The 20,129-nt window shown below is 64.7% G+C and carries 16 protein-coding genes and 1 pseudogene; 8 read left to right on the top strand and 9 right to left on the bottom strand.

All coding sequences use genetic code 11. The features are described 5' to 3' along the window. Nucleotides 1-288 precede the first annotated feature (288 nt). Nucleotides 289-1,092, bottom strand: coding sequence for a class E sortase (locus tag AQI94_RS00815; protein WP_031041795.1), 804 nt, complete (start codon nt 1,090-1,092; stop codon nt 289-291). Between the two features lie 255 nt (nt 1,093-1,347). On the opposite strand from AQI94_RS00815, the gene AQI94_RS00810 reads away from it, so the two are divergent. After that, complete coding sequence (locus AQI94_RS00810; RefSeq protein WP_031041798.1) at nt 1,348-2,820, top strand: glycoside hydrolase; 1,473 nt, start codon at nt 1,348-1,350, stop codon at nt 2,818-2,820. Between the two features lie 86 nt (nt 2,821-2,906). Beyond that, a complete protein-coding gene (locus tag AQI94_RS00805) occupies nt 2,907-3,917 on the top strand; it encodes an SEC-C domain-containing protein (RefSeq protein ID WP_031041800.1) in 1,011 nt (336 codons plus the stop codon). Nucleotides 3,918-4,022: 105 nt separating this feature from the next. On the opposite strand, the gene AQI94_RS00800 is transcribed toward AQI94_RS00805, so the two are convergent. Continuing rightward, nucleotides 4,023-4,502: a hypothetical protein gene (locus tag AQI94_RS00800; RefSeq protein ID WP_225890129.1), complete on the bottom strand. Its 480-nt coding sequence runs from the start codon at nt 4,500-4,502 to the stop codon at nt 4,023-4,025. Between the two features lie 292 nt (nt 4,503-4,794). Between AQI94_RS00800 and AQI94_RS00795 the strand changes: the two are divergent. Both AQI94_RS00795 and AQI94_RS44495 read left to right on the top strand, forming a co-directional pair. Beyond that, a pseudogene (locus tag AQI94_RS00795) lies at nt 4,795-5,642 on the top strand (hypothetical protein). A 116-nt stretch (nt 5,643-5,758) separates the two neighbouring features. Further along, nucleotides 5,759-6,100 (top strand): hypothetical protein, encoded by a 342-nt coding sequence (locus AQI94_RS44495; RefSeq protein WP_158806215.1) that lies wholly within the window; start codon nt 5,759-5,761, stop codon nt 6,098-6,100. Nucleotides 6,101-6,321: 221 nt separating this feature from the next. Here AQI94_RS44495 and AQI94_RS00790 read toward each other — a convergent pair whose 3' ends face one another. Further along, nucleotides 6,322-7,086, bottom strand: coding sequence for an SDR family NAD(P)-dependent oxidoreductase (locus AQI94_RS00790; RefSeq protein ID WP_031041805.1), 765 nt, complete (start codon nt 7,084-7,086; stop codon nt 6,322-6,324). Nucleotides 7,087-7,750: 664 nt separating this feature from the next. Between AQI94_RS00790 and AQI94_RS42415 the strand changes: the two genes are divergently transcribed. After that, complete coding sequence (locus AQI94_RS42415) at nt 7,751-8,212, top strand: very short patch repair endonuclease (RefSeq protein WP_234438780.1); 462 nt, start codon at nt 7,751-7,753, stop codon at nt 8,210-8,212. Nucleotides 8,213-8,372: 160 nt separating this feature from the next. Continuing rightward, on the top strand, nt 8,373-10,379 hold the full coding sequence (locus tag AQI94_RS00785; RefSeq protein ID WP_031041807.1) for a GmrSD restriction endonuclease domain-containing protein: 2,007 nt from the start codon (nt 8,373-8,375) through the stop codon (nt 10,377-10,379). A 163-nt stretch (nt 10,380-10,542) separates the two neighbouring features. Here AQI94_RS00785 and AQI94_RS42410 read toward each other — a convergent pair whose 3' ends face one another. The 3 genes from AQI94_RS42410 to AQI94_RS00775 are packed head-to-tail and all read right to left on the bottom strand — an operon-like array spanning nt 10,543 to nt 14,631. Beyond that, entirely contained in the window at nt 10,543-11,394 is an 852-nt protein-coding gene (locus AQI94_RS42410; protein WP_078902676.1) for a protein NO VEIN domain-containing protein, read from the bottom strand. Beyond that, a complete protein-coding gene (locus tag AQI94_RS00780) occupies nt 11,378-13,222 on the bottom strand; it encodes a DEAD/DEAH box helicase (RefSeq protein WP_031041809.1) in 1,845 nt (614 codons plus the stop codon). Before AQI94_RS00780 ends, AQI94_RS42410 begins: the two co-directional genes overlap by 17 nt. Continuing rightward, on the bottom strand, nt 13,222-14,631 hold the full coding sequence (locus AQI94_RS00775) for a ParB N-terminal domain-containing protein (RefSeq protein WP_031041811.1): 1,410 nt from the start codon (nt 14,629-14,631) through the stop codon (nt 13,222-13,224). Before AQI94_RS00775 ends, AQI94_RS00780 begins: the two co-directional genes overlap by 1 nt. Nucleotides 14,632-14,751: 120 nt before the next feature. Here AQI94_RS00775 and AQI94_RS00770 point away from each other — a divergent pair, with 120 nt between their 5' ends. Both AQI94_RS00770 and AQI94_RS00765 read left to right on the top strand, forming a co-directional pair. Beyond that, complete coding sequence (locus tag AQI94_RS00770; RefSeq protein WP_031041813.1) at nt 14,752-15,441, top strand: hypothetical protein; 690 nt, start codon at nt 14,752-14,754, stop codon at nt 15,439-15,441. 238 nt (nt 15,442-15,679) lie between these two features. Further along, complete coding sequence (locus AQI94_RS00765) at nt 15,680-17,047, top strand: DNA cytosine methyltransferase (RefSeq protein ID WP_031041814.1); 1,368 nt, start codon at nt 15,680-15,682, stop codon at nt 17,045-17,047. Nucleotides 17,048-17,091: 44 nt separating this feature from the next. Here the strand turns inward: AQI94_RS00765 and AQI94_RS00760 are convergent, their stop codons facing one another. The 3 genes from AQI94_RS00760 to AQI94_RS00750 form a co-directional block, all read right to left on the bottom strand. Beyond that, the gene (locus AQI94_RS00760; protein ID WP_031041816.1) at nt 17,092-17,688 is read right to left on the bottom strand and encodes a hypothetical protein; all 597 of its coding nucleotides are present in this window, start codon (nt 17,686-17,688) and stop codon (nt 17,092-17,094) included. A gap of 119 nt (nt 17,689-17,807) precedes the next feature. After that, entirely contained in the window at nt 17,808-19,226 is a 1,419-nt protein-coding gene (locus AQI94_RS44490; RefSeq protein ID WP_031041817.1) for a PIN-like domain-containing protein, read from the bottom strand. A gap of 141 nt (nt 19,227-19,367) precedes the next feature. Further along, a complete protein-coding gene (locus AQI94_RS00750; RefSeq protein ID WP_037941819.1) occupies nt 19,368-20,000 on the bottom strand; it encodes an ATP-binding protein in 633 nt (210 codons plus the stop codon). Nucleotides 20,001-20,129 lie beyond the last annotated feature (129 nt).

Here is a 20,129-nt window from a genome sequence, read left to right as displayed (position 1 = left end):
CCGACACGGGCGCGGGGTGGGGACTGCGGGGACGGTGACGCCGTCGGCGCGGGCGCGGGGTGGGGGCTGCGGGAACGGACCCGCCGTCGGCGCGAGCGCGAGGCCGGGACGACGGGAACCCTGACGCCGCCGACACGGGCGCGGGGCGGGGGCTGAGCAAGCAGTGAAGCCCCCACGCCGTCGCAGGAGCGGTGAACCCGTCGTACGCAGCCCCAGGGTGAGGGCTGAGCGGGCGCTGAAGCCGCCAGACGCGGCCGCACCGTGAGAGTTGCGCGAGCACTGTGGCCGTCAACGCGGCCTCGTCGACACGAGCTTGCCCCACACCACCAGCCGGTACCGGGACGTGTACTCGGGGGTGCACGTGGTGAGGGTGAGGTAGTGACCGGGCGCGGTGTACCCGTAGGAGGGGTGCAGTGTCGAGCGCGGGACCGGGCCGATCACTCCCGAGTCGCGGGCCGAGGTCTGGCGCAGAGTCCGGTCCACGGCGTACGTGTAGACCGCGCTCCGCGTCTCCACCCGGACGGTGTCCTCGGGCACGAGCCGGTTGATGTACCGGAAGGGCTCGCCGTGGGTGTTGCGGTGTCCGGCGAGCGCGAAGTTCCCGGCCGCGCCCGGCTGCCCGGTGCCGGGGTAGTGGCCGACGTACCCCTTGTTGAGGACGTTCCGCTTGCCGACGCCCTCGGCGACGGGAACGCGGAGGTGGAGCCGGGGGATGCTGAGGACGGCGTACGCCTGGGACAGGTCCGGGGTCACGGCGGCGGAGCCGGGGGCGGCACGGAGATCCTGACCGGAGGGGGACTCGCGGGGTTCCCCGGACACCCCGGTCCCCCGGGACGCCTCCGACTCCCGGGACTCCTCGGACTCCTGGGACCCGGAGTCCGTTCCCCCACCCCGCGCCCACTCCCGCTCCAGCGCCTCGACCCTGCGCTGGGCGCCCTCCCGGGCCTCCCGGTTGGTCCACCACAGCTGGTGCGCGACGAGCAGCAGCAGGACGACGCCCGTGGTGACGAGCAGTTCGCCGCCGGTCCACACCGCGCGCCGGCGACGCTCGCGCCGACGCCGGGCACCGTGGTGCATGATGCGCTGCCGCATGGGTCACGCCTCCTCGGACGGGGCCGCCCGCACGATAAGGGCAGGGCCCGCAAGTAGCCAGGGCGAGGGCCTCGCGGAGCGGGCGCGGCGGTCGGCGCGTTCGACATACCGCACTTTCTCCACTGGTTGTAAGAAGGGCTGTCAGAACCCTCGACAACCCCACTGGCCACACCCGATGCTTCGACGTGGCATGAACGGGGCAGGCCACGACGCGGGTCAGAAGGCCGCGTCGATCCATCGGAGTTCGGAGTAGCCATGATCCGACGCAGAACGCTGCTGACAGCCGCAGGAGGCACCCTCCTCGGCAGCGCGCTGGCCACCGGTACCGCCCGTGCGGACGCCACGATCGCCGTGAGCCCGGGAACGTCGTACGGCACCTGGGAGGGCTGGGGCACCTCGCTGGCCTGGTGGGCCAACGTGTTCGGCGCCCGGGACGACTTCGCCGACATCTTCTTCACCACCAAGTCGACGTCCTACAACGGCACCACGCTGCCCGGCCTCGGCCTGAACATCGCCCGCTACAACCTGGGCGCGAGCAGCTGGAACTCCGTGAACGGCGAGTCGATGGTCGCGTCGGCCAACATCCCCGCCTTCAAGCAGATCGAGGGCTACTGGCAGGACTGGAACAACGAGGACCCGACGTCGAGTGCCTGGGACTGGACGGCGGACGCGAACCAGCGGGCGATGCTGGTGAAGGCGACGTCGAGGGGCGCGACCTCGGAGCTCTTCGCGAACTCCCCGATGTGGTGGATGTGCAGCAACCACAACCCCTCGGGCGCCTCCGGCGGCGGCAACAACCTCCAGACCTGGAACTACCGCCAGCACGCCTCCCACCTGGCCGCGACCGCCCTGTACGCCAAGAACAACTGGGGCGTGAACTTCGCGACGGTCGACGCCTTCAACGAGCCCTCCTCGTCCTGGTGGACGGCGACCGGCACGCAGGAGGGCTGCCACATGGACGCGTCGGTCCAGTCGGCCGTACTGCCTTACCTGCGCAGCGAGTTGAACAACCGCGGACTGACCGGCGTGAAGATCTCGGCCTCGGACGAGACCAGCTACGACCTCGCCCGCACCACCTGGAACTCCTTCAGCTCGACGACTAAGGGGTACGTGAACCGGGTCAACGTCCACGGCTACCAGGGCTCGGACGGCCGCAGGGACCTCCTCTACACGGACGTGGTGACCACGGCGGGCAAGGCCCTGTGGAACTCCGAGACCGGCGACGGCGACGGCACCGGCTACACCACGGCCTTCAACCTCCTCTACGACTTCCGCTGGCTGCACCCGACGGCCTGGGTCTACTGGCAGGTCATGGACCCGACGGCGGGCTGGGGCGTGATCAAGTACGACGCCGGCACCCTCCAGGCCGGCGCGATCGAGACGAAGTACTACGTGCTGGCCCAGTTCAGCCGGCACATCCGCCCCGGCATGAAGATCATCGACACGGGGGTGAGCAACGCGGTCGCGGCCTACGACTCCTCGGCCAAGCGCCTGGTCATCGTGGCCCTGAACACCTCGTCCTCGGCCCAGACCCTGACCTTCGACCTGTCCCGCTTCACGACGGTCACGGGCGGCTCCGGCGGCCTGGTCCCGCGCTGGAACACGGTCACGACGGGCGGCGACAAGTACGCGTCGTACTCCAATACCTTCCTGAGCGGGAAGTCGGTGGCGGTGCCGTTCGCGGCGAAGGCGGTGCAGACGCTGCAGATCGACGGCGTGACGATCTGAGGGCGTGGGTGCGGGCCCGGGGTCCCCGTGTCCCCTGGCCTGCACCTCTCTCTTCTTTGTCACTGATCGGCAGTACGGTGTCACCCATGCGCCCCGACACGCCTGCCGAGAACGTCGACCACAACGCCGAAGCGGCGCGCCTGGAGCGGACCGCCGACCGGTATCCCGAGGACGCCGAAGCCCTGCTCCTGCAGGCCGCGGCCCATCTGGAACTGGCCGGCGACCGCCCCGCCGCGTCCTCCCTCTACGACCGCCTGCTGGCCACACAGGAGGGCCTGGAGAACCCCTTTCTCGTCCGCGCCCTGAAGGCCGCGAACCTCTGGGAGTACGGCCACGAGGCCGAGGCCCGCGCGATCATCGAGGGCGTCCGCGCGGCGGCCCCCCGGGACCCGGCCCCCTGGGTGATCGTCGCGGAGGCCCTGGAGTCCCACGACGAGCTGGAGCAGGCGCAGGAGACGTTCACGGAGGGGGCCCGGGTGCTCCTGACGGACGTGGCGGAACCCCCGTACTCCACCCACCCGTTGCTGTTCGGCCGCCACCGGGTGCGCCGCATGCTGGGCCTGGCCCACGACGACTGGGACGTCCTGGCGGACACCCTCCACTCCTCCCCGGTCTCCCTGGACGAACTGCACGACCCGAAGCGCGTCTGGTCCCTCGGCTCGGAGAACCCGGCGGAACTGGAGGCGGAGATCTCCCGCCTGCGCGCCGAACTCGGCACGTTCCGGGCGGCGTTGTCGCGTCCGTTCCCGGTGGCGGTCCTGCACTGGCCCGCGTCCGAACTGACGGAACTGGTGGCGGCGTACCCCGCCCTCTCCTCGGAGTACCCCTCCCACGAGGAACACCTGGCGACGATAGAGGCGTCCCTGCGCGAACTCTCCGCCTCCGGCACGGCGAACCTCGGCATCGTCACCGGCACGGTCCCGTCCTACGAGGCTTTCGCGGCCTCGGAGGGCATGTCCCCGGCGGAGACCGCGCTGCTCCCCCAGTACGCGACGACCCTGGCGGCACGGGGGCGTGCGGTGGAGTGGCCGCCGCAGCGGGGGGCGGCTTGCTGGTGCGGGTCGGGGCGGGGGTACGGGGAGTGCCACGGGGAGTGACGCGGCGAGGGGGCCGAGTTGATTCCTCGGCCCCTTGCTGTGTGACGGCGGCGTCGGTGCACCGATGAAGTGAGCGGTGCCGCCGGCCGGTTCAACGCCCCTGGATCAGCCGCACCGGATGTCCGGGGTGCTGAGGGTGTACTTCACCCCGCCCCGGATCAGTGACCCGCCCAGGTGGATGCACTCGTTGGTCGCGTCGAACCAGGTGTAGAGCGGCCCGGCGTAGTAGTGATAGTTCGCCGGGTGCTCCTGCGGCGGGTCGGCGGAGTAGTCGCCGCTCTCGTCGAAGAGATACAGCGTGATGTTGGACGCCAGCCCGTCGTACGGGCTGGAGAAGAACTTCGCGCAGTTCCGCTTGGTCGAGGCGTTCCAGTAGGTGCGCGCGTAGCCGCCCCCGCTGCTCCCTGAAGGGCTCTTGGCCCAGTAGTTCTTGCCGTCCCAGCTGCCGCTGCACTCAACAGCCGCGGAAGCGGCGGCAGTTGCCCCCTCGTCCTGCGCCGCCTGCGCGGTCGGCGCGGCGACCAGACCGAGCATCAGCGCCATGACTCCTACGCCGATCAGCTGTGTTCTCCGTAAACGCTTCATCCGCAGCTCCCGTGGTGCGATGCCGTCGATCCGGTACATGACACGTGCACTCGGAATGCTCTGCCTCCCACAGGACGGGCACCCGCCTTTTCACGAAATCCCTACCCAATGGCGACAGATCGGCGCGATCTCACCGACGACAAGGGTGCGTAGGCGAGACGCGCCGGGAAAGACACACTATTTACCCAAAGGATCTTCACTGAATGTGAAGTCTGTCCATAGGATGCGGGGATCAACAGGCCTGACCAAGAGGGGACTTGGGGCGGGCCTCTCAATTTCCCGTGGGGGATTCATGCGTATACGCGTTGCGGCCGCCGTCGTCTCCGGCGCCGTCGTTCTGTCCGCGCTCGCTCTTCCGGTGGCCGCCCAGGCGGCGGTACGGACGGGTGCGGAGGCGAAGCTCAGTTCCTTCACCTCGCAGTCCGTGCAGCCGAGGGACTCGTTGGGAAACATGAAGTTCTCGCACGGGGTCATCAACGGGGGCAAGGACATCGTCCTCGGCACCACCGGCACGAAGACCGTCACCGTCACCTACACCGCCACGGACGAGAGCGGCGTCGCCCTCACCGAGGCCTTCCTGTGGCAGGGAACCGACAGTTCGACCACGGAGGGCATCACCGGCGGCCTGGGGACGGACGACGACCCCAACTGCACGGAGACGGCGACCCAGGGCACGTACACCTGCAAGGCCGTCTTCCACATCCACCCCGCCACCGACATGAAGGACAACGGCGTGGCCGGGACCTGGAAGCTGTTCCTGGGTGGCTGGGACCTGTACGCGAACGCCAGCTACAACGACGACGTGGCCACCACCTCGATCAAGAAGGCCTCCACGCTGACCGCCAACGCCACACCCGAGCCGGTCAAGAAGGGCAAGACCATCACGGTCACGGGCAAGCTCGCCCGCGCGAACTGGCAGACGGGGAAGTTCGCGGGCTACGTGTCCCAGCCCGCGAAGCTCCAGTTCCGCAAGAAGGGCAGCAACACCTACACCACGCTCAAGACCGTCAAGACGAACAGCACCGGCGTCCTGAAGACCACCACCAAGGCCACGGTCGACGTTACTACCGCTACGTCTTCGCCGGCACCGCCACCACCGCCGCAGCAACGGCACCCGGCGACTTCGTCGACGTCAGGTAAGCGGTCCAGTCATCCGGTGCCGGGCCGCCCTGCGTCATGGCGGCCCGGCACCGCGCATCGCACCACCGACCGCCGACCACCGACCACCGACCACCGGCCGAGCCACCTCACCAACGATGGCAGGCCAGGGAATGCCCGCAGTGTTCTCTCCGGCAATCGGCGGCGGGGCGGTGAGGTGTCGCCACATACGCCTGACATCCGCAGGTCAGGCACGTTTCGAAGACATCATCGGCGCCACGGCTGATACCCGCTTCCGTCAGCCTTGCCGAGGCCTTTCGCTGGGCCGCCCGGAGCCGCTCCTCGGCCTTCCCGAGGGCGGCAGCGTTCTCCTTGAACGCTTCACGCTGAGCTTCGGTGAGGCACGGCGGGTCCTCGTCGCGCGGTGGAGCTTGCTGCTCGCCAGCTTTCGTCATCACGGAAACACCTCCGTGCAGAGCTGTGCCGAGTTGCCGAGCTGAACGGAAGAAGCGGCAGCCTGCGCCCGCACTGAAGGCTGGATCGTGGAAACGAGTGGTGGGCAACCGGGTATAGCCGTAAGCCCGCAACTACGTTGAACGGAACTCCATTGTCCGACCGGGGACGCGGGGTTGCCACTGGAGAAGTGTGCCCACCGGCCTGGGGCCCCCGACCCGGGCCCGAGCCCGACGGCAACGAAGCAGGAACGGAACCTCGAGCCCCGTCAGTCCGCCCTCATCGCATCCGAGATGGACTTGACCCCACCGTGCGCGGTAAGTCCCCCGTCCACGGGTATCTCCGCCCCCGTGATGAACGAGGACTGATCGGAAAGCAGGAACACCACAAGCGGAGCGATGTCATCAACGGTTCCGCTCCGCCCCAACGGCGTCTCCCCGATTGTCGCGTCCCGGAAAGCCTCTGTGGCCCCGGCAGTCATCTCGGTCTCGATGTACCCGGGATGCACGGTATTGACCCGAATCCCCCGAGGCCCCAACTCCATGGCGGCAACCTTGGACACCCCGCGCAGAGCCCACTTGCTGGCGGTATAGGCGACGGGGTAGTACCCGGTGAGCGCAGCCGACGATCCGACGTTCACGATGGACGAGCCGGGCGGCATGAGCGGCGCAAGGTACTGAATCCCCAGCAACGGCCCAACGGTATTCACGGCCTGCACCTGCGCGAAGTCCTCGGCCCGCACACTGCCGATCCGATCCCGCTGAATGATCCCGGCGTTGTTGACCAGCCCGTGCACCTGGCCGTACGCCTCCTTGAGCTCAGCGGCGAACTCAGCCCAGTCGGCCTCACTACTGACATCAAGCTGCCGGCACTCATTGCCCTCCGGCCGCACATCAGCACCCACCACCGTGGCCCCGGCCCGCTCCAACGCGGCAACCTCGGCGGCCCCTTGCCCTCGGGCTGCACCGGTCACGACTACCACCCTGCCAACCAGGGGCTCATGATGCTGACCGCTTCTCGGGATCTGAGTCATGGCGGACAAGATATCCGCGACGGGTAGCCACCCGGGGGCTTCGGCCGGGGGCGCACTCTTCAGCCCACCCGACACACACCCGCGCTCCCACCGGCCGTCAGCCGCTGAACAAACCCGGCGTGCCATCGAAACGCGACAGCGCCTCCCCCGACTCCGGTGCACAGGGCAGCCAACCCCACTGCAACTCACCTGGGCCACCCATCCCTCCGGGCCGCCCGCTCGCTTCTCCCCCGTGCTGGAGCGGACTGGGTCAAGGGTCGGCCGCAGGCCGATCGCCGAAGGCGACGCGACCGCAGAGAGCGCCCTTGAGGCAGGCCGTGGAGGAACGAGACTGCAAAGAAGCGGGCGGCCCAACAGCAACCAAGCAGAGAGGGGCACGATGGCCGAGCTGGCCCTGGGTCACTGGTCACTGGTCACTGGTCACTGGTCACTGGTCACTGGTCACTGCCAGACCTACGCCGCGGCAGACCAGTTATTTATGACGCCCAGGCTTCGGAGAGCCGCAGGTCCCGACATTCCGATCACCGCCCCTGTCAAGACTCATCCGCGTGGAACCATCTGCCCGCTGCCCGGCGGCAGGACTAGGCTCAACGGTGTGCCCGAAGATCTCGAATGGGAAGCGCCCGAGGGCTCCTGGGCTTCCTCCGCAGCCCGGCGCCGCAACATGCAGGCGATCCGAAGCCGTGACACAAAGCCTGAGAAGCTGATCCGCCGACTAGTGCACGCACAGGGGCTGCGATACCGCGTCGCCGCACGTCCTCTGCCGGACCTTCGCAGAACTGCCGACATGGTCTTCCGGCCTGCCAAAGTCGCCGTCTTCATTGACGGCTGCTACTGGCACGGCTGCCCCCAGCACTATGTTCCGCCGAAGACGAATCCCGGCTACTGGTCTGAGAAAGTGCTTCGCAACATGGAGCGTGACCGTGACACCGATCAACGTCTCAAGGAAGCAGGATGGCTAGTTCTTCGCTTCTGGGAACACGAGGCCGCGGAGGTCTGCTCACTCGCCGTCTGCCAGGCGGTCGCCAGCAGAAGAGCCGAACATGTGAGTGCTCGCACTGAGCCAACCGACCGACCCGGGCATCCAGACGGAGTGTCCCCATCGCTTCCCGCGAAGGGGGAATAGTCCAGGCAGCAGGCGCATTGCCCCTCCCCTACCCTGGTCTCCAGCGGGTTCAGCAGGCGTACGCGGCTTCTGCGGTGGGGAGACTGCCAACCGAGCTCGCATCAAGGCAGAGCGGGTGCTGGCTGGCCAGCCGCTACCGCATAGAAGGCTGGGGGGCACAGTGGCGGTCGAGCGCACAAACCGCGACGTCCGGACACTTATCACGCAGATCGCGGCCGGAGAGATCATGCTCCCTGAGATCCAGCGTGGATATGTGTGGAAAGCTTCCCAGGTCGCCAGGCTCATCGAATCGCTGTATCGCGGATATCCGGCCGGGTCTCTGCTCTTCTGGAAGACCGGACAACTCGCCGAGACCAGGCAGGCCGCGATTGGCACAGCTCAAGCCCTGCCCAGGGTCATGCCTCTCTACCTGCTGGACGGCCAGCAGAGGCTCACCTCACTCTTCCGTGTCCTGAGCGACCACCCAGACGCGCAGGTTGTCTTCAACATCGAAACAGAGGCCTTCCAGAACCAGAGTGCCGCCACCCGGCGGAACCGGAAATGGCTCAAGGTCTACGACGTCGTCGGCCCCGATGCCGACATGTTCGCTATCCACGGCGAGCTGAAAGGCGCTGGACTCGCCATCCCCGAACCTGAGATCGGCCGCCGACTGAGCGCGTTGCAGAAGATCACCCAGCGGGACTTCCACATGGAAGTGCTGCACGAGTTCGGATATGAGGAAGTCGCGGACATCTTCGTACGCGTGAACAGTGGCGGACGAGCTCTCAAGACCACGGACCTCGCGCTCGCTACCCTCTCGGCACGCATACCAGGCTTCCTAGGGCAGTTGGAGGCCGAATCAGCTCACTGGGCCGAGCGCGGGTACGGAGCTCTTGATGTCAACTTCCTTATCAAAGCACTGACTTTGAGCCTGTCGACCACGGGCACACGACTCGCTTCCGTAGCGAAGCTAACTGCCGCTAGCAGAGAAAGTGTCGAAGGCGGGTGGGAGAAGGTTCAGCGCGGGCTCGCGCACGTCGTACCTCTGCTTGCTGAGAAGCTCCTCATCCCGACGACAGCACTGGTCCCGTCACTGGCCGCGCTGCATCCACTGATCCTTTACTACGGCCGACAGCACCAAGAAGCAAAGGTCGCCAAGGAGGTCGAGGAGGGGCTTCTGTATTGGTTCCTAGCTGCAACGGCCCGCAACCGCTACGGCGGATCCACGGACACCACGCTGACTCAGGACATCAGGATGCTTGATGCTGAAGATCCCGTGGCAGCCTTGCTCGCCAACCTGGGGATCCGCGACCGGGGTCTCTCGGTAACTGCCAGCGATTTGGCCGGCCGCAACCATCAGAGCCCGTACCTGATGTTCTGTTACCTGGCGGCAGCCCACGCGGGGGCCACTGATTGGTGGGACGGCGGCCCCATCTCGGAGGGGGTCGAAAAGTCCGGAAAGCCGCAGTACAGCCTCGTGCACCCGGCAGCGAAACTGCGTACTCATGGAAGCAAGTACTCATCTGCCGAGATCAACGAGCTCGCCAACATCGTGTTCGTCTCTGAGCAGACAGCGAAGAACATCATCGGTAGCCGTTCGCCGGCCGCCTACATGCAGAGTGTGAATGCAAGCGACCGTGCCGCCCATGCGATTCCGAACGACCCTGCCATTCTGGAGCCTGAGGGATACCGCGACTTCCTAGCTGCCCGCAGGTTCCTGCTGGCAGAGCGGATCACTGCACTGCTGGACCAGTTCCGACCGAGTTTCCTGGTCGAGGACGACACACCAACCGAAACCGCTGCGTCACGGTCGCTGATGTTCACCGGATACACCGGAGCCGGCCGAAGCGTGCTGACCGCGGAGGCGAAAGTCGACAGCCAGATCTGGGTCGGATGGATCGACCCCGCAGACTTCGAAGCAGCCCTTGACGCCGCCGCCACCGGTCTCGCCAGCGATGTCCCCCTGGGTGACGAGACAGCACCGTTGCGCATTGACGATGAGGGCGGCATGACCTTCGGTCTAGGTCCATTTGTCATCCGCGGTTCGCTCGATCAATGGCGTACCGCTGTCAAGGACGCCTTCGAGGACGCACAGCCCCTGGCGGACTGTCCCGAACCCAACGACGGTCCATGGCCCGCGGAACCTGATGAGTTCCTCCTCTCAGAAGCAGGAGTACAGCCAGCCTGAACTCTTGGCTTTCCAGGGCCCACCAACCTCGATCCCTGTGATACGTCCTCGCACGATCAGGCGATCCAGTCGATGCACACGAGGCCGCTTGTCCAGCCCAAGAAGTGGGGATCGGGGTCGTAGCCCTCGCCACAGAGCAGCACACAAGATCGCAATAAGCACTCTAGGGTGCGCCCGCGCCAGTGAGCAGCGGGGGCGCGGTTTTGGAAAGTATGGGCGCGAGGCTTGGAATGCCGGCTACCGGAACTTCCGAAGGTATATCGAGCCGACATGACTCCCAACGCCCCCGCATAGTGCGGTCCGAGGGGACATGGTCAGCAATCCATTTCTTCGGCACTGCGGCTACCCCCGTGATTTTGAGTTCTGGCGTGAGCCGAACTGTCACGAGTTCCCAAGCAGGGTCCCGCAGCATGGTCTCGTATTCGTTACGTGAAATATAGACGGTAAGACGCCCTTTACGAGTCGTGGTTTTCACCTCCAAGTGGGCGGAAAATAGATCCGAATCGACAAAGATATCGTACCCGTAACCATCGGACCACGCCGCGACGTGCTCCACCCGGCCGTCAGCAGATTCGGAAAGCAACTCCAAGAGCGCGAGTTCGCCGGCTGATCCAATCCGGGAGCGCTCTTCGGTGTTGACTTTCCCCCACACCGCATGAACCTGCGCATACGCCTCATCCTGGGTCAGGCCTAGTGCCTCTGCTGCGCGTAGGGCGTCCTCAGGAAGCTCGTCTGGTTTACGTACGAGCAGGTCGGCATCCTGAAACCAGGGCGCTCCGCTATAAGCCATGGCCGTGTCAAAGACTCGGCACTGCACGGGTACTCGACTACGGAGGTCCTCAAGGAGCCCCGCCTCTCGAATCCACATGTACGCTGCATCGTACTGTGTCGGGGTGAGGTCACTGAAGTCGCTATGCGTGGTAAACAGGGCACGAACCCGCGCAACGCCGCTGGCCGGGAGCTTCTCCAGCCAGCGGGCAGCAGCACGCAGGACCGGCTCAGGCGGCACGGGCACGGAGATGACCCATCAGCGCCTGAAGGTCCCGGTGATCCAGGCCACCACCCTCGGGTGACTCTTCCTCAAGGTCTGCCAGCTGCCGCACAGCGGGGTCATCGAGGATACTTCCCATGAAGTGCAGCTTGTCACTGAGCCGTTGATCAACGATTTCATCGATCGTGCCCTCTGAGGCAAGCACCGTAATTCGGGTCTCCGTCTCAGGTGCAAGCCCAAGGCGGTGAATGCGGTCCAGACTCTGCAGGAAGCGGCCAGCTGCGAAATCACGGTCCACATATACGGCGTCATGACAGTGATGGTGAAGGCTGATACCTTCACCAAGGGTACCCGGATTAGACAACAGAACCATGCAATCCGGGTCATTCCGGAACCGTTTGATCGCCTCCTCACGGTCAGCGTCGCCCAACCCTCCATAGACCAGGGCGGGCGAGAACTCACCAAGCATGTGATCCAACGTATTGAGACTGCGCACAAATGTGGACCAGACAAGTGTCTTGCGTCCGCGGGCCGCGTTCTTACTGACGATGTCAAGAACCTCGCGGTACTTCGGCGACATCTCGTAGCTCGGAAGGTCCCGCATCAAATCGAAGAGCGGAGTGCCCTCAGGCACAGAGAGGGGAGGCACCCGGTAAGACAGCGGCTCGTGCCGCGTAGTGCCAACAGCAAGGAGCGCCGGACTGGTTGCCGCCATCAGCATGTAAACGATGATCTTGCCAAGTGCGAGAAAATCGCTCTCCGAACCAGCGGCTCGTGCGGAGAACCGACCCACAAGTGCCTCGTAAACCTCATTGTGGAGAGGCGGCATGGGAACGGTTCGCAAATTCGTGGAGACCGGCGGCAACCCCAGCTCACCTTTAGTGGTGCGAGTGAACAGGGGTCGCAGAACCTGGCTGGCCTTGGCTAGGTCCCCGCCAGCTACGGCCTGGATGACCTTTTGGCGACCATGGCCTGGCCATACGAAACCGAAGAGATTTTCCAGATCCTTGACACCGTTCGGAGCCGGCGTACCGGTAAGAATGAGGCGGTGTCTGCTGCGGGGGCCGAGCGCAAGGCAGGCAGCACCGTCCGTTCCGTCCGCTCCGCGCTTCATCCGATGGGCTTCGTCGAGCAGGAGCATGGACGGCCGTGCGGCGAGCCACCGGCCGAGCTCATTCACGACACCGTCTTGGCGCAGCCGCTCGTAGTTGACGATGAGCGCGTCGGCAGCCGGATCAGCGTCCCTTGAGAACACATCCATGCGCAGAGGCTCGTTCAGGCACTGTCTGTTCTCGAACTTCCAAGACTCATAGCAGGACTTCGGTCCGACCACAAGAAGCCGCTCGATTCCCTTGGTTTTCCGCAAAGCGTGGAACACCGCCAGGCCTACGCGAGTCTTCCCGGCCCCCGGCACGGAGAAGTTGGCTCCGTGGCGCAGGGACAGCAACTTAGCGATGTCCCGACGTTGAAACGAGGTGAGATCCGCTACCCAGTCGGAACCAAGCAGGTTACCGACCTCATCAGGGTCGACTTCTCCATCCGGGCCGGCGGTCGGATCAAGCCGTTTCGCGACAGTCTGCGCGTCTACCGCGGAGTCTGTAGCCAGTGCGGCCAGCTGCGGGTCCCACGAGACGCTGTTGGGCTCTGGCCAGGTAGCAAGGGACACCAAGTTCGTAAGGAGGTCGTCGATCTCGACCTCCAAGGTCCCGGGAGAGCGCTGCACACTGCTCTGGAATCTAAGAGCCAGACGACGAAGATCCGCCTCGTAGCCATTGCCCGCCCTGAGCCGTGCCCGAGTCACGCCGTCACCGAAGCCGATCTCCAGACTTGGTGCAGGAGGCTGACCCGCCATCAGTTCTCCCGCGTCGAGTCGAGCAGCCATGCGACGCCGTTGCCGGGGGAACTGAAGGTTCGCCCAGCCTGCTTCGCAAGGCGGGTGAGGCTGGCCTTCAAGGTCAACAGAGCGTCGTCAAACGCGTCCTCGTCCAGCGCGCGCTTGGCCTTGGCCTCAGCGAACTCAGCGGCACACTGGTTCACGTAATCGGCTGCGTCCGTCAGACGCTCTGGAACAGCGACTTGCCGCTTCTGAAGCTCCGCGTTCGCCCCCGCCAGCTTCACGGCTGCGTCGAAGGTCTTGCGTGCTGACTTGATGAGCCCGTCCGCCTGCGTGACAGCTGCCGTATCCAGCATGTCGCCGGCCTGCGCGGCCGCCTTGGCTTGAAGCAACGAATCTGTAAGTGCACGGGTGGTCTTCACAGCTGCGGTGGCGTCCTGAATCGCGACCCCAGCCAGGCCAGGGATCGACACGGCAGCGGATTCCTGAACTGCGGGCCGCAGTTCAGGGGGCAGGCGTTCTTCCAGATAGCGGCTGTGAAAATCAGCTTCCGCGAGCCGCACCGTCGTCTTGGCATAGTTCAAGACCACCATTGCCAGACGCGATTCTTTGAGCTGTTCTGCAGCGTCGCGATCCGTCTTCGCGAGTTTGGTGTAGTCGCGGTGCAGCTCGCGGAGCTTCTCCTGGTGGTCCTCGAAGTCGACGAGCCTGAGAACGGCACCCTTCGTCGTCCGACTACGTTCGATGGCGCTGTTAATCAACTCATAGACCCAGCGGTCTTGTTGGAGAGTGGTCCTCTTGATGTTGAAATCCCGGGCCACATCCTCTTCGCGACGGCCGTCCGCGAGCTCGTCTTCGATCGCGATGAGCCGGTTGATGTAGGAGTACTCTCGGCGCTTATCACGGCGCAGCTGCAGAGCAAGCTCGACACTGTTGATGTCACGGCGTGACGTGTCCGCAGGGAGCACGCCAACCCGGATGTCCCGGATACCCAGGTCCTTCAGCGCCGCGCAGCGGGTGTTCCCGTCAACGAGGATGCCGTCCCGACTGATGATTCCGGGCTCCCGCTGCCCCACGTCGTCCAGCTCGTCCTGGAGTGCCGTGTAGTCCGGATCAGTCTGGTTCGGGTTCGAGGGCCGGCACCGCAACAGGTCATGAAGATACGTTTGCGCAGCCTCACTCCACGGCTCTTCCTCGAGGACCCGATTGCGTTCGGGCTGCAGGGTGCGCTGTGCCCGGATGCGGTGTGTATCGGGGTTGAAGTAGAGCATGTCGACCGGCATGGAGATCACGTGCAAGTGCTTCTGCTCGCCGCGCCACTCCACAGTGATCTTCGCACCGTCCTCGGCCATAGCCTGCTTCAGCCGCTCGTCCACCAGCGAGCGAATCTTCTCGCCCTCGGGCGGAACGCCGAACTTCACAGCCATAACCAGAGCCTCCAAGGAACCAGACGCAGTGTGTCCCAGCATCATGGCAGCACCGGCTGACAGCAGGTGCGCCCATGACCCACAATCGATGTCTCGATCACTTGGAGAACGGAGCACGAGGTGACGCTGCCCGCCTGGAACGACCCTGACCTCAAAGCAGGGACCATGGTTCGCGGAGCGCTCTGGCTCGTCCAAGTGGTCGGTGAGGGGAACACGTTCACTAAAGAGCAGCTGCGCGATGCCTTCCCGGGGATCTCACAGGCTGACCGCCGCATACGCGATCTCCGTGACTACGGCTGGGTCCTCTTCACGAACTCCGACGACGCCAGGCTGGTGGCTGAGGACCAGCGCTTCGTCAGGGCGGGAGTCCCCGTCTGGGACCCTGCGGCCCGCCGCGCCGCAGCGCCGCAGAAGACCATCTCCAACAAGGAGAAACAGGCAGTCTTGGCCCGCGATGACTACATGTGCACTGTCTGCGGCGTCTCAGGCGGCGAGGCCTATCTGGACGACTCGAACCAATCCGCTGTGCTCTCTGTGACCAGGCGCGAAACCGTCCTTCCAGACGGCCGGGAACAGACCCTGCTTGTCACAGAATGCAAACGGTGCCGCGCGGGCAGCGACGGTAGCCCTGCCCGAGCCGATGAGGCGATGGCTGATATCAGAGCTCTCGACCCTGGCGAACAGAAGAGGCTCCGCAGGTGGATCGAGCGCGGACGGCGTGGTTCCACTCCACTGGAGCGGGCATGGAATGCCTACCGGCGGCTCCCGGCTGACGCCCGTGATGAGGTGCGGGCGGCACTCGAAAGCTGATCACTCCGCGGCCGCCGCAACGTGTGGGGCACGCGGGTTCGGAGCATGTCAGTGGGCCGCCGTAGACTTCACAGCCTCGCCTCTGGCACGCCATCGCAATTAGATGACGTCAGCGAAGGCCGGAGACTAGGGTGCTACCGCTAGAACTGTGTTCAAGCCAGTGCCCGCTGTGACAGTGAGCCGAGCGCACGAACTCGGCACCGCGCTGGCTTAGCCGGTGCGCCTGAAAGGAGATCGGATGACGGCGTTGGAGCGCGACAGGCAGCTCGAGGTCGTCGAGATCTGCGCAGGCGCGGGGGGGCAGACCCTCGGCTTGGAGCGGGCAGGTTTTCGCCACCGACTCGCGGTGGAGCTCGATGTGCATGCCGCGAACACGCTGCGCGAGAATTTGCAGGAAGTCCTCGGCTACAGCGCGGAAGAGGCTGCCGACACCGTAGCGGTCGGAGACGTTGCCGACCCGACCACCTGGGACCCCGCTGAGTACAAGGACAAGGACATCGACCTGCTCGCTGGTGGTGTTCCGTGTCCGCCGTTCAGCATTGCGGGCAAGCAGCTAGGCGCCAACGACGAGCGTGATCTCTTCGCCTGGGCAGTCGAACTCTGCGGTGAGATCCGACCCAAGGCACTGCTGCTGGAGAATGTGCGAGGGCTCAGCGCCAATCGATTTACGGCCTACCGCCAGCATGTCCTGGACCGGCTTCACGAATACGGCTACATCGGCGACTGGAAGCTCCTCCACGCCAACGAATTCGGTGTATCACAACTCCGACCGCGCTTTGTACTGGTCGCTCTGAAACGGGAATTCGCGGAGTACTTTGAGTGGCCGACCCCACATGAGGAAGAGCCGCTCACGGTAGGCCAGCTTCTCGCAGACCTCATGGCGAGCAATGGCTGGGAGGAAGAGCAGGTCGCCAAGTGGGTTGAGAGGGCCCATGACATCGCACCGACCATCGTCGGTGGCTCCAAGAAACACGGTGGGGCTGACCTCGGTCCGACCCGGGCCAAGCGTGCATGGGCGGATCTCGGAGTGGACGCTATGGGTGTGGCAAACCATGCCCCAGCGAAGGGGTGGAGAATCCCCGAAGGTGTCCCTGGTCCCAAGCTCACTACCGCCATGGTTGCCAGGATCCAGGGCTGGCACGACATCGAAGAGCCGACGGGCAGCGCCTCAGACCACGAGTTCCGCTGGCGATTCCATGGACGTAAGACCTCCGTGTACCGGCAAATCGGCAATGCGTTCCCGCCGCCAGTCGCCAAGGCTCTCGGCGTAGCTATCCGGAAGGCCATCCTTCAGGAGGGCGAGCGTAAGACTCTGGTCGAGAACACGGACCGTGTCCTGGACCCCGTGTACAAGCTCCTACGCGGTCTTGACCGCCCGCTCACGGTCGACCAGATCATCGAGAAGCTCGCCAAGAAAGGCACCCTTCTGGATCAACCGGACGTCGAGCGGCGCCTGAACCATCTCGCCCACGACTTCGCGGTGACCATGGCCCCCCGTTCCAGCGGCGCCATCGCTTACAGCCTGGGCGAGTTCAAGGCGTTCATCGGCCAGGACGATCACCAGCGTCATGACCTGTTCACCTTGCACCGAGCCAAGATCAGCTAGCTGCGGGACAGAGCCAGCGTGAGTCCCATCCCGCACCTGGAGAGCTACTCGAAAAGCTTGGCCGTCAGCCTGGCTCTTTCGGCGCCCCCGAGATCCTTCGCCTTGTTGATGGCCTTCGCTATGAGCTCCGGCACCTTCGAGTAGTCGATCTTCAGGTCAACCAAGGTGTAGAACTGACTTCCGTCCACCGCGGACGTCGTGATGTTGAACCCCAGCTCGCGGAGTTCCCTAGCCCGTCGCTCTGAATGAGTCCTGTCCGCCGTCAGAACGCGGAGCCTGTCGCTGTCCACCGGCTTGCCGAGAGCCTGCAGGAGAATCATGAAGAGCAGTTCGTGCACCTGACTGCCGTAAGGGACCCTGAGAAATCGTTCTGGGATTCTGTCAGCGTAACGATTTTTCATCTCCGCTTCGATGCGAGCTCGCAGCTCGGCAAACTCAGGGCACTGCGCAGGTAGTTGCGAGAGCATCAACGCCCGCATGGACTGAGCAAGTTGCCGCTTCGCGAAAAGATAGGCATCGACGAGGTCGTCCAGTGTGGAGTCGTCGCTCCCAAGGGCGGAACTCAGCTCTCGCACCGCGTAGGCTGATGTCGGCTTGAGGTTCTTCCAGACCTCGTACTGCTCCTCGTTCGCAGCGGACACGGTGGCATCCCTTCTTCGTGGTGGAAGCGGCGGTGGCGACAACAGAGTCCGGGACATTAAGACGCCGTCTGTTTCAGACCGTCCGCAAACAGTTGCAGGACTCCGCCCCGCAATTCCGGTCAAATGGCGCCACGTTGGTTCTCAGCGGCTTGCTCTGAGGCCAGCGCGCTCAAGATTCCACGATCGGTCGACGGCGAAGAGCCAAGGAGGTCGAGGAACCATGGTGCGATCCATGACGACTCCCGGCGAATCCATTCCCCTGATGGCAGTACCGTTCCCGGCTTCCAGTCCGGCGCGGGCGCCTCGCCGCCTCGAACAGCCGCAGCAATGTCAACCTGCGCCTCTCCTTCGGCGACTTCCCGTCGATGCAACTGCGCTGTGACTCCGATAAGCCACCACTGCGCAAGTCTGTCCACTGGCGCTAGTGACTCCATCACGGCCCGCAGAACAGAGGAGGTAAGCCCAGCAGATCTGTAAGCGGTGATCGGCAAGCCACTGGGCGGAGCGATCTTCGCAGCCGTACTCACTGTGACCACCGTGCCATCATCCAATGTCGGCGATGTGAACGTTTCTGACACCCGTCGGATCTCCGCGAACGTGTCCTCCGCGAGCTCTGCCTTCAGATACTCACCGATACCCGCGTAGAAGTCTGGCGGAGTCTCAAGTCGTAACTCTGCGCCGGCCCGGCGCTGAATCTCGTCCAGCAACGCGGGCCAGGGACGCTGCTTGCCATTGCTTGTGTCATACCAGTCCTCTTTGACGTCATTGGACACAAAGAGGACTCGACGCTTCCCTCCCGGGAGCAGTGCAGCATGCTCGATCACTTCCTCCCATATCAGGAAGTCACCTGCCGCATTGAGCGGAGTGCCCTTGTCGGAGTCCTTGAAGCCCGGCGGGATCTGGTTCGGGAATCTGAAGGCCAGAGCCTCATCCAGTCGTTGCTGGAGCAGCTGGTCATCGGGCTGATGGCCCACGCGATCACCGTAGAGATCTGCCACCCGAGGCAGGATCGGATCGGCGGTATCGACGTTGACCGGATGAAGGTCATGCTCCGACTTCAGCATGTCCAAGTGAGCCTTGAACGCGTCTCCGTAGACGGCGAGGTGCTCCTTGACGGCCGCTTCGCTGACCAAATTCTCCAGGGCCTCTATCTCACCGGGTACTCTCGCGTACTTCTCTAACTGCGCTCGCACGGTGTTCTTCGCTGCGATGACCGCCTGACAGGCGGCCATCAGCTTGGTGTTGACCGACTTCGAGGCCTCACTCAACACCCGTTTACGTGACTCCAGTACGCTGCGGCGGCCGCGCACGAATTCAAGACCCACTTGGTACGGCATCCACAGGCGTCCGGAGACCTGGCTCAGAGCCTTGAGGACTTCCTCTCGGGACTCTGCCGTGTACTCATAGAGACTGAGCAGGACGTTGGTGTCCAGGACGATCAGAGCGTCCTGGAAGAAGATGAGACGAGCAGTGTCCTGCGGGGACGGCACGGGCTGCAGCCAAGCGTGGAACCGCCGGAGCAGTGCCGGATCCTCCATGTGTACTCCCCCTGAACTCGTCTGATCGCAGCCTGCGATCATCCTGGCATAAGTACGGGCTGAGAAGCAGGGGAGGCCAGGAGGAAAGGAATGCCCCATACAAGCAGCATTCCCGCAGACCTTCACAGCGGCAGACAATATCTAGGCCGCGTCCGCCTCTGCTTCGTAGTGGGCCTGAGCCCGGTCGAGCATGTCGTCCGGATCTTGGCCCCGGGCGGCAGTCCAGTGCAGGAGATCAGCGATCAGCTCGATCGCTGACACCTCCAGAGCCGCCTCCCACCTCCTGCCCCGCGAGCCAGCAGCTCTGGCACTCCCCTGATACTTCTCAAGCGCCTCCACGGCTCGCTCAATGCGTCGGCACGCACGTCCCGAGGGGATAGCGACCTCACACCAGACCGCCTTGCCCGCAGCCGTCAGGACAGTTCCCCAGTCCACAGCCAGCGCCGCCAGCAGGTGCAGCCCTCGGCCACACTCCTCGCCACAGTCCGCCAACTTGGGTGTCGGCATCACCTGACTCTTGTCGTGGACCTCAAGCCGCAGCCGCTCTCCCCTCCGTTCAAGGATCAGAGTCGCCGACACCCCTTCGCCGACATGCTTGAAGACGTTCGTGGCCAACTCCGTGACGAGCAGCTCCGTTTCGTCTGTCGCTGCGGGCAGACCCCAACGGCTCAGCTGCTGGGCGGCGGCCTTGCGGAGAAGGCGCACTTCCGCCGGCACCGCCTCGAATGGCAGGACACAGCGGAGCTGGGGCTCGGACATGTCGTAGCCGGCCATGGGCATTCCTCCCTCCCAAGCCACACAGACGCTTCACGTGTCGTATCCGGACGACTGCACTGTGTAGCGATTCGAGAGTGAGCATGGCATAGAGAAGTCTCACTGTGTAACTTCTCACGAGAATCCATC

Origin of the sequence: Streptomyces pseudovenezuelae, from assembly GCF_001513955.1 — a bacterium.
In the GTDB taxonomy this organism is placed as follows: domain Bacteria; phylum Actinomycetota; class Actinomycetes; order Streptomycetales; family Streptomycetaceae; genus Streptomyces; species Streptomyces pseudovenezuelae.
The sequence above is the reverse complement of the archived record's forward strand: the minus strand, read 5'-3'. Positions and strand labels throughout refer to the sequence as shown.

Coding starts and splice junctions, on each gene's coding strand:
- AQI94_RS00815 (WP_031041795.1), bottom strand. CDS start 1,092: ATGCGGCAGCGCATCATGCACCACGGTGCCCGGCGTCGGCGCGAGCGT.
- AQI94_RS00810 (WP_031041798.1), top strand. CDS start 1,348: ATGATCCGACGCAGAACGCTGCTGACAGCCGCAGGAGGCACCCTCCTC.
- AQI94_RS00805 (WP_031041800.1), top strand. CDS start 2,907: ATGCGCCCCGACACGCCTGCCGAGAACGTCGACCACAACGCCGAAGCG.
- AQI94_RS00800 (WP_225890129.1), bottom strand. CDS start 4,502: ATGAAGCGTTTACGGAGAACACAGCTGATCGGCGTAGGAGTCATGGCG.
- AQI94_RS44495 (WP_158806215.1), top strand. CDS start 5,759: ATGGCAGGCCAGGGAATGCCCGCAGTGTTCTCTCCGGCAATCGGCGGC.
- AQI94_RS00790 (WP_031041805.1), bottom strand. CDS start 7,086: ATGACTCAGATCCCGAGAAGCGGTCAGCATCATGAGCCCCTGGTTGGC.
- AQI94_RS42415 (WP_234438780.1), top strand. CDS start 7,751: ATGCAGGCGATCCGAAGCCGTGACACAAAGCCTGAGAAGCTGATCCGC.
- AQI94_RS00780 (WP_031041809.1), bottom strand. CDS start 13,222: ATGGCGGGTCAGCCTCCTGCACCAAGTCTGGAGATCGGCTTCGGTGAC.
- AQI94_RS00775 (WP_031041811.1), bottom strand. CDS start 14,631: ATGGCTGTGAAGTTCGGCGTTCCGCCCGAGGGCGAGAAGATTCGCTCG.
- AQI94_RS00765 (WP_031041814.1), top strand. CDS start 15,680: ATGACGGCGTTGGAGCGCGACAGGCAGCTCGAGGTCGTCGAGATCTGC.
- AQI94_RS44490 (WP_031041817.1), bottom strand. CDS start 19,226: ATGGAGGATCCGGCACTGCTCCGGCGGTTCCACGCTTGGCTGCAGCCC.
- AQI94_RS00750 (WP_037941819.1), bottom strand. CDS start 20,000: ATGGCCGGCTACGACATGTCCGAGCCCCAGCTCCGCTGTGTCCTGCCA.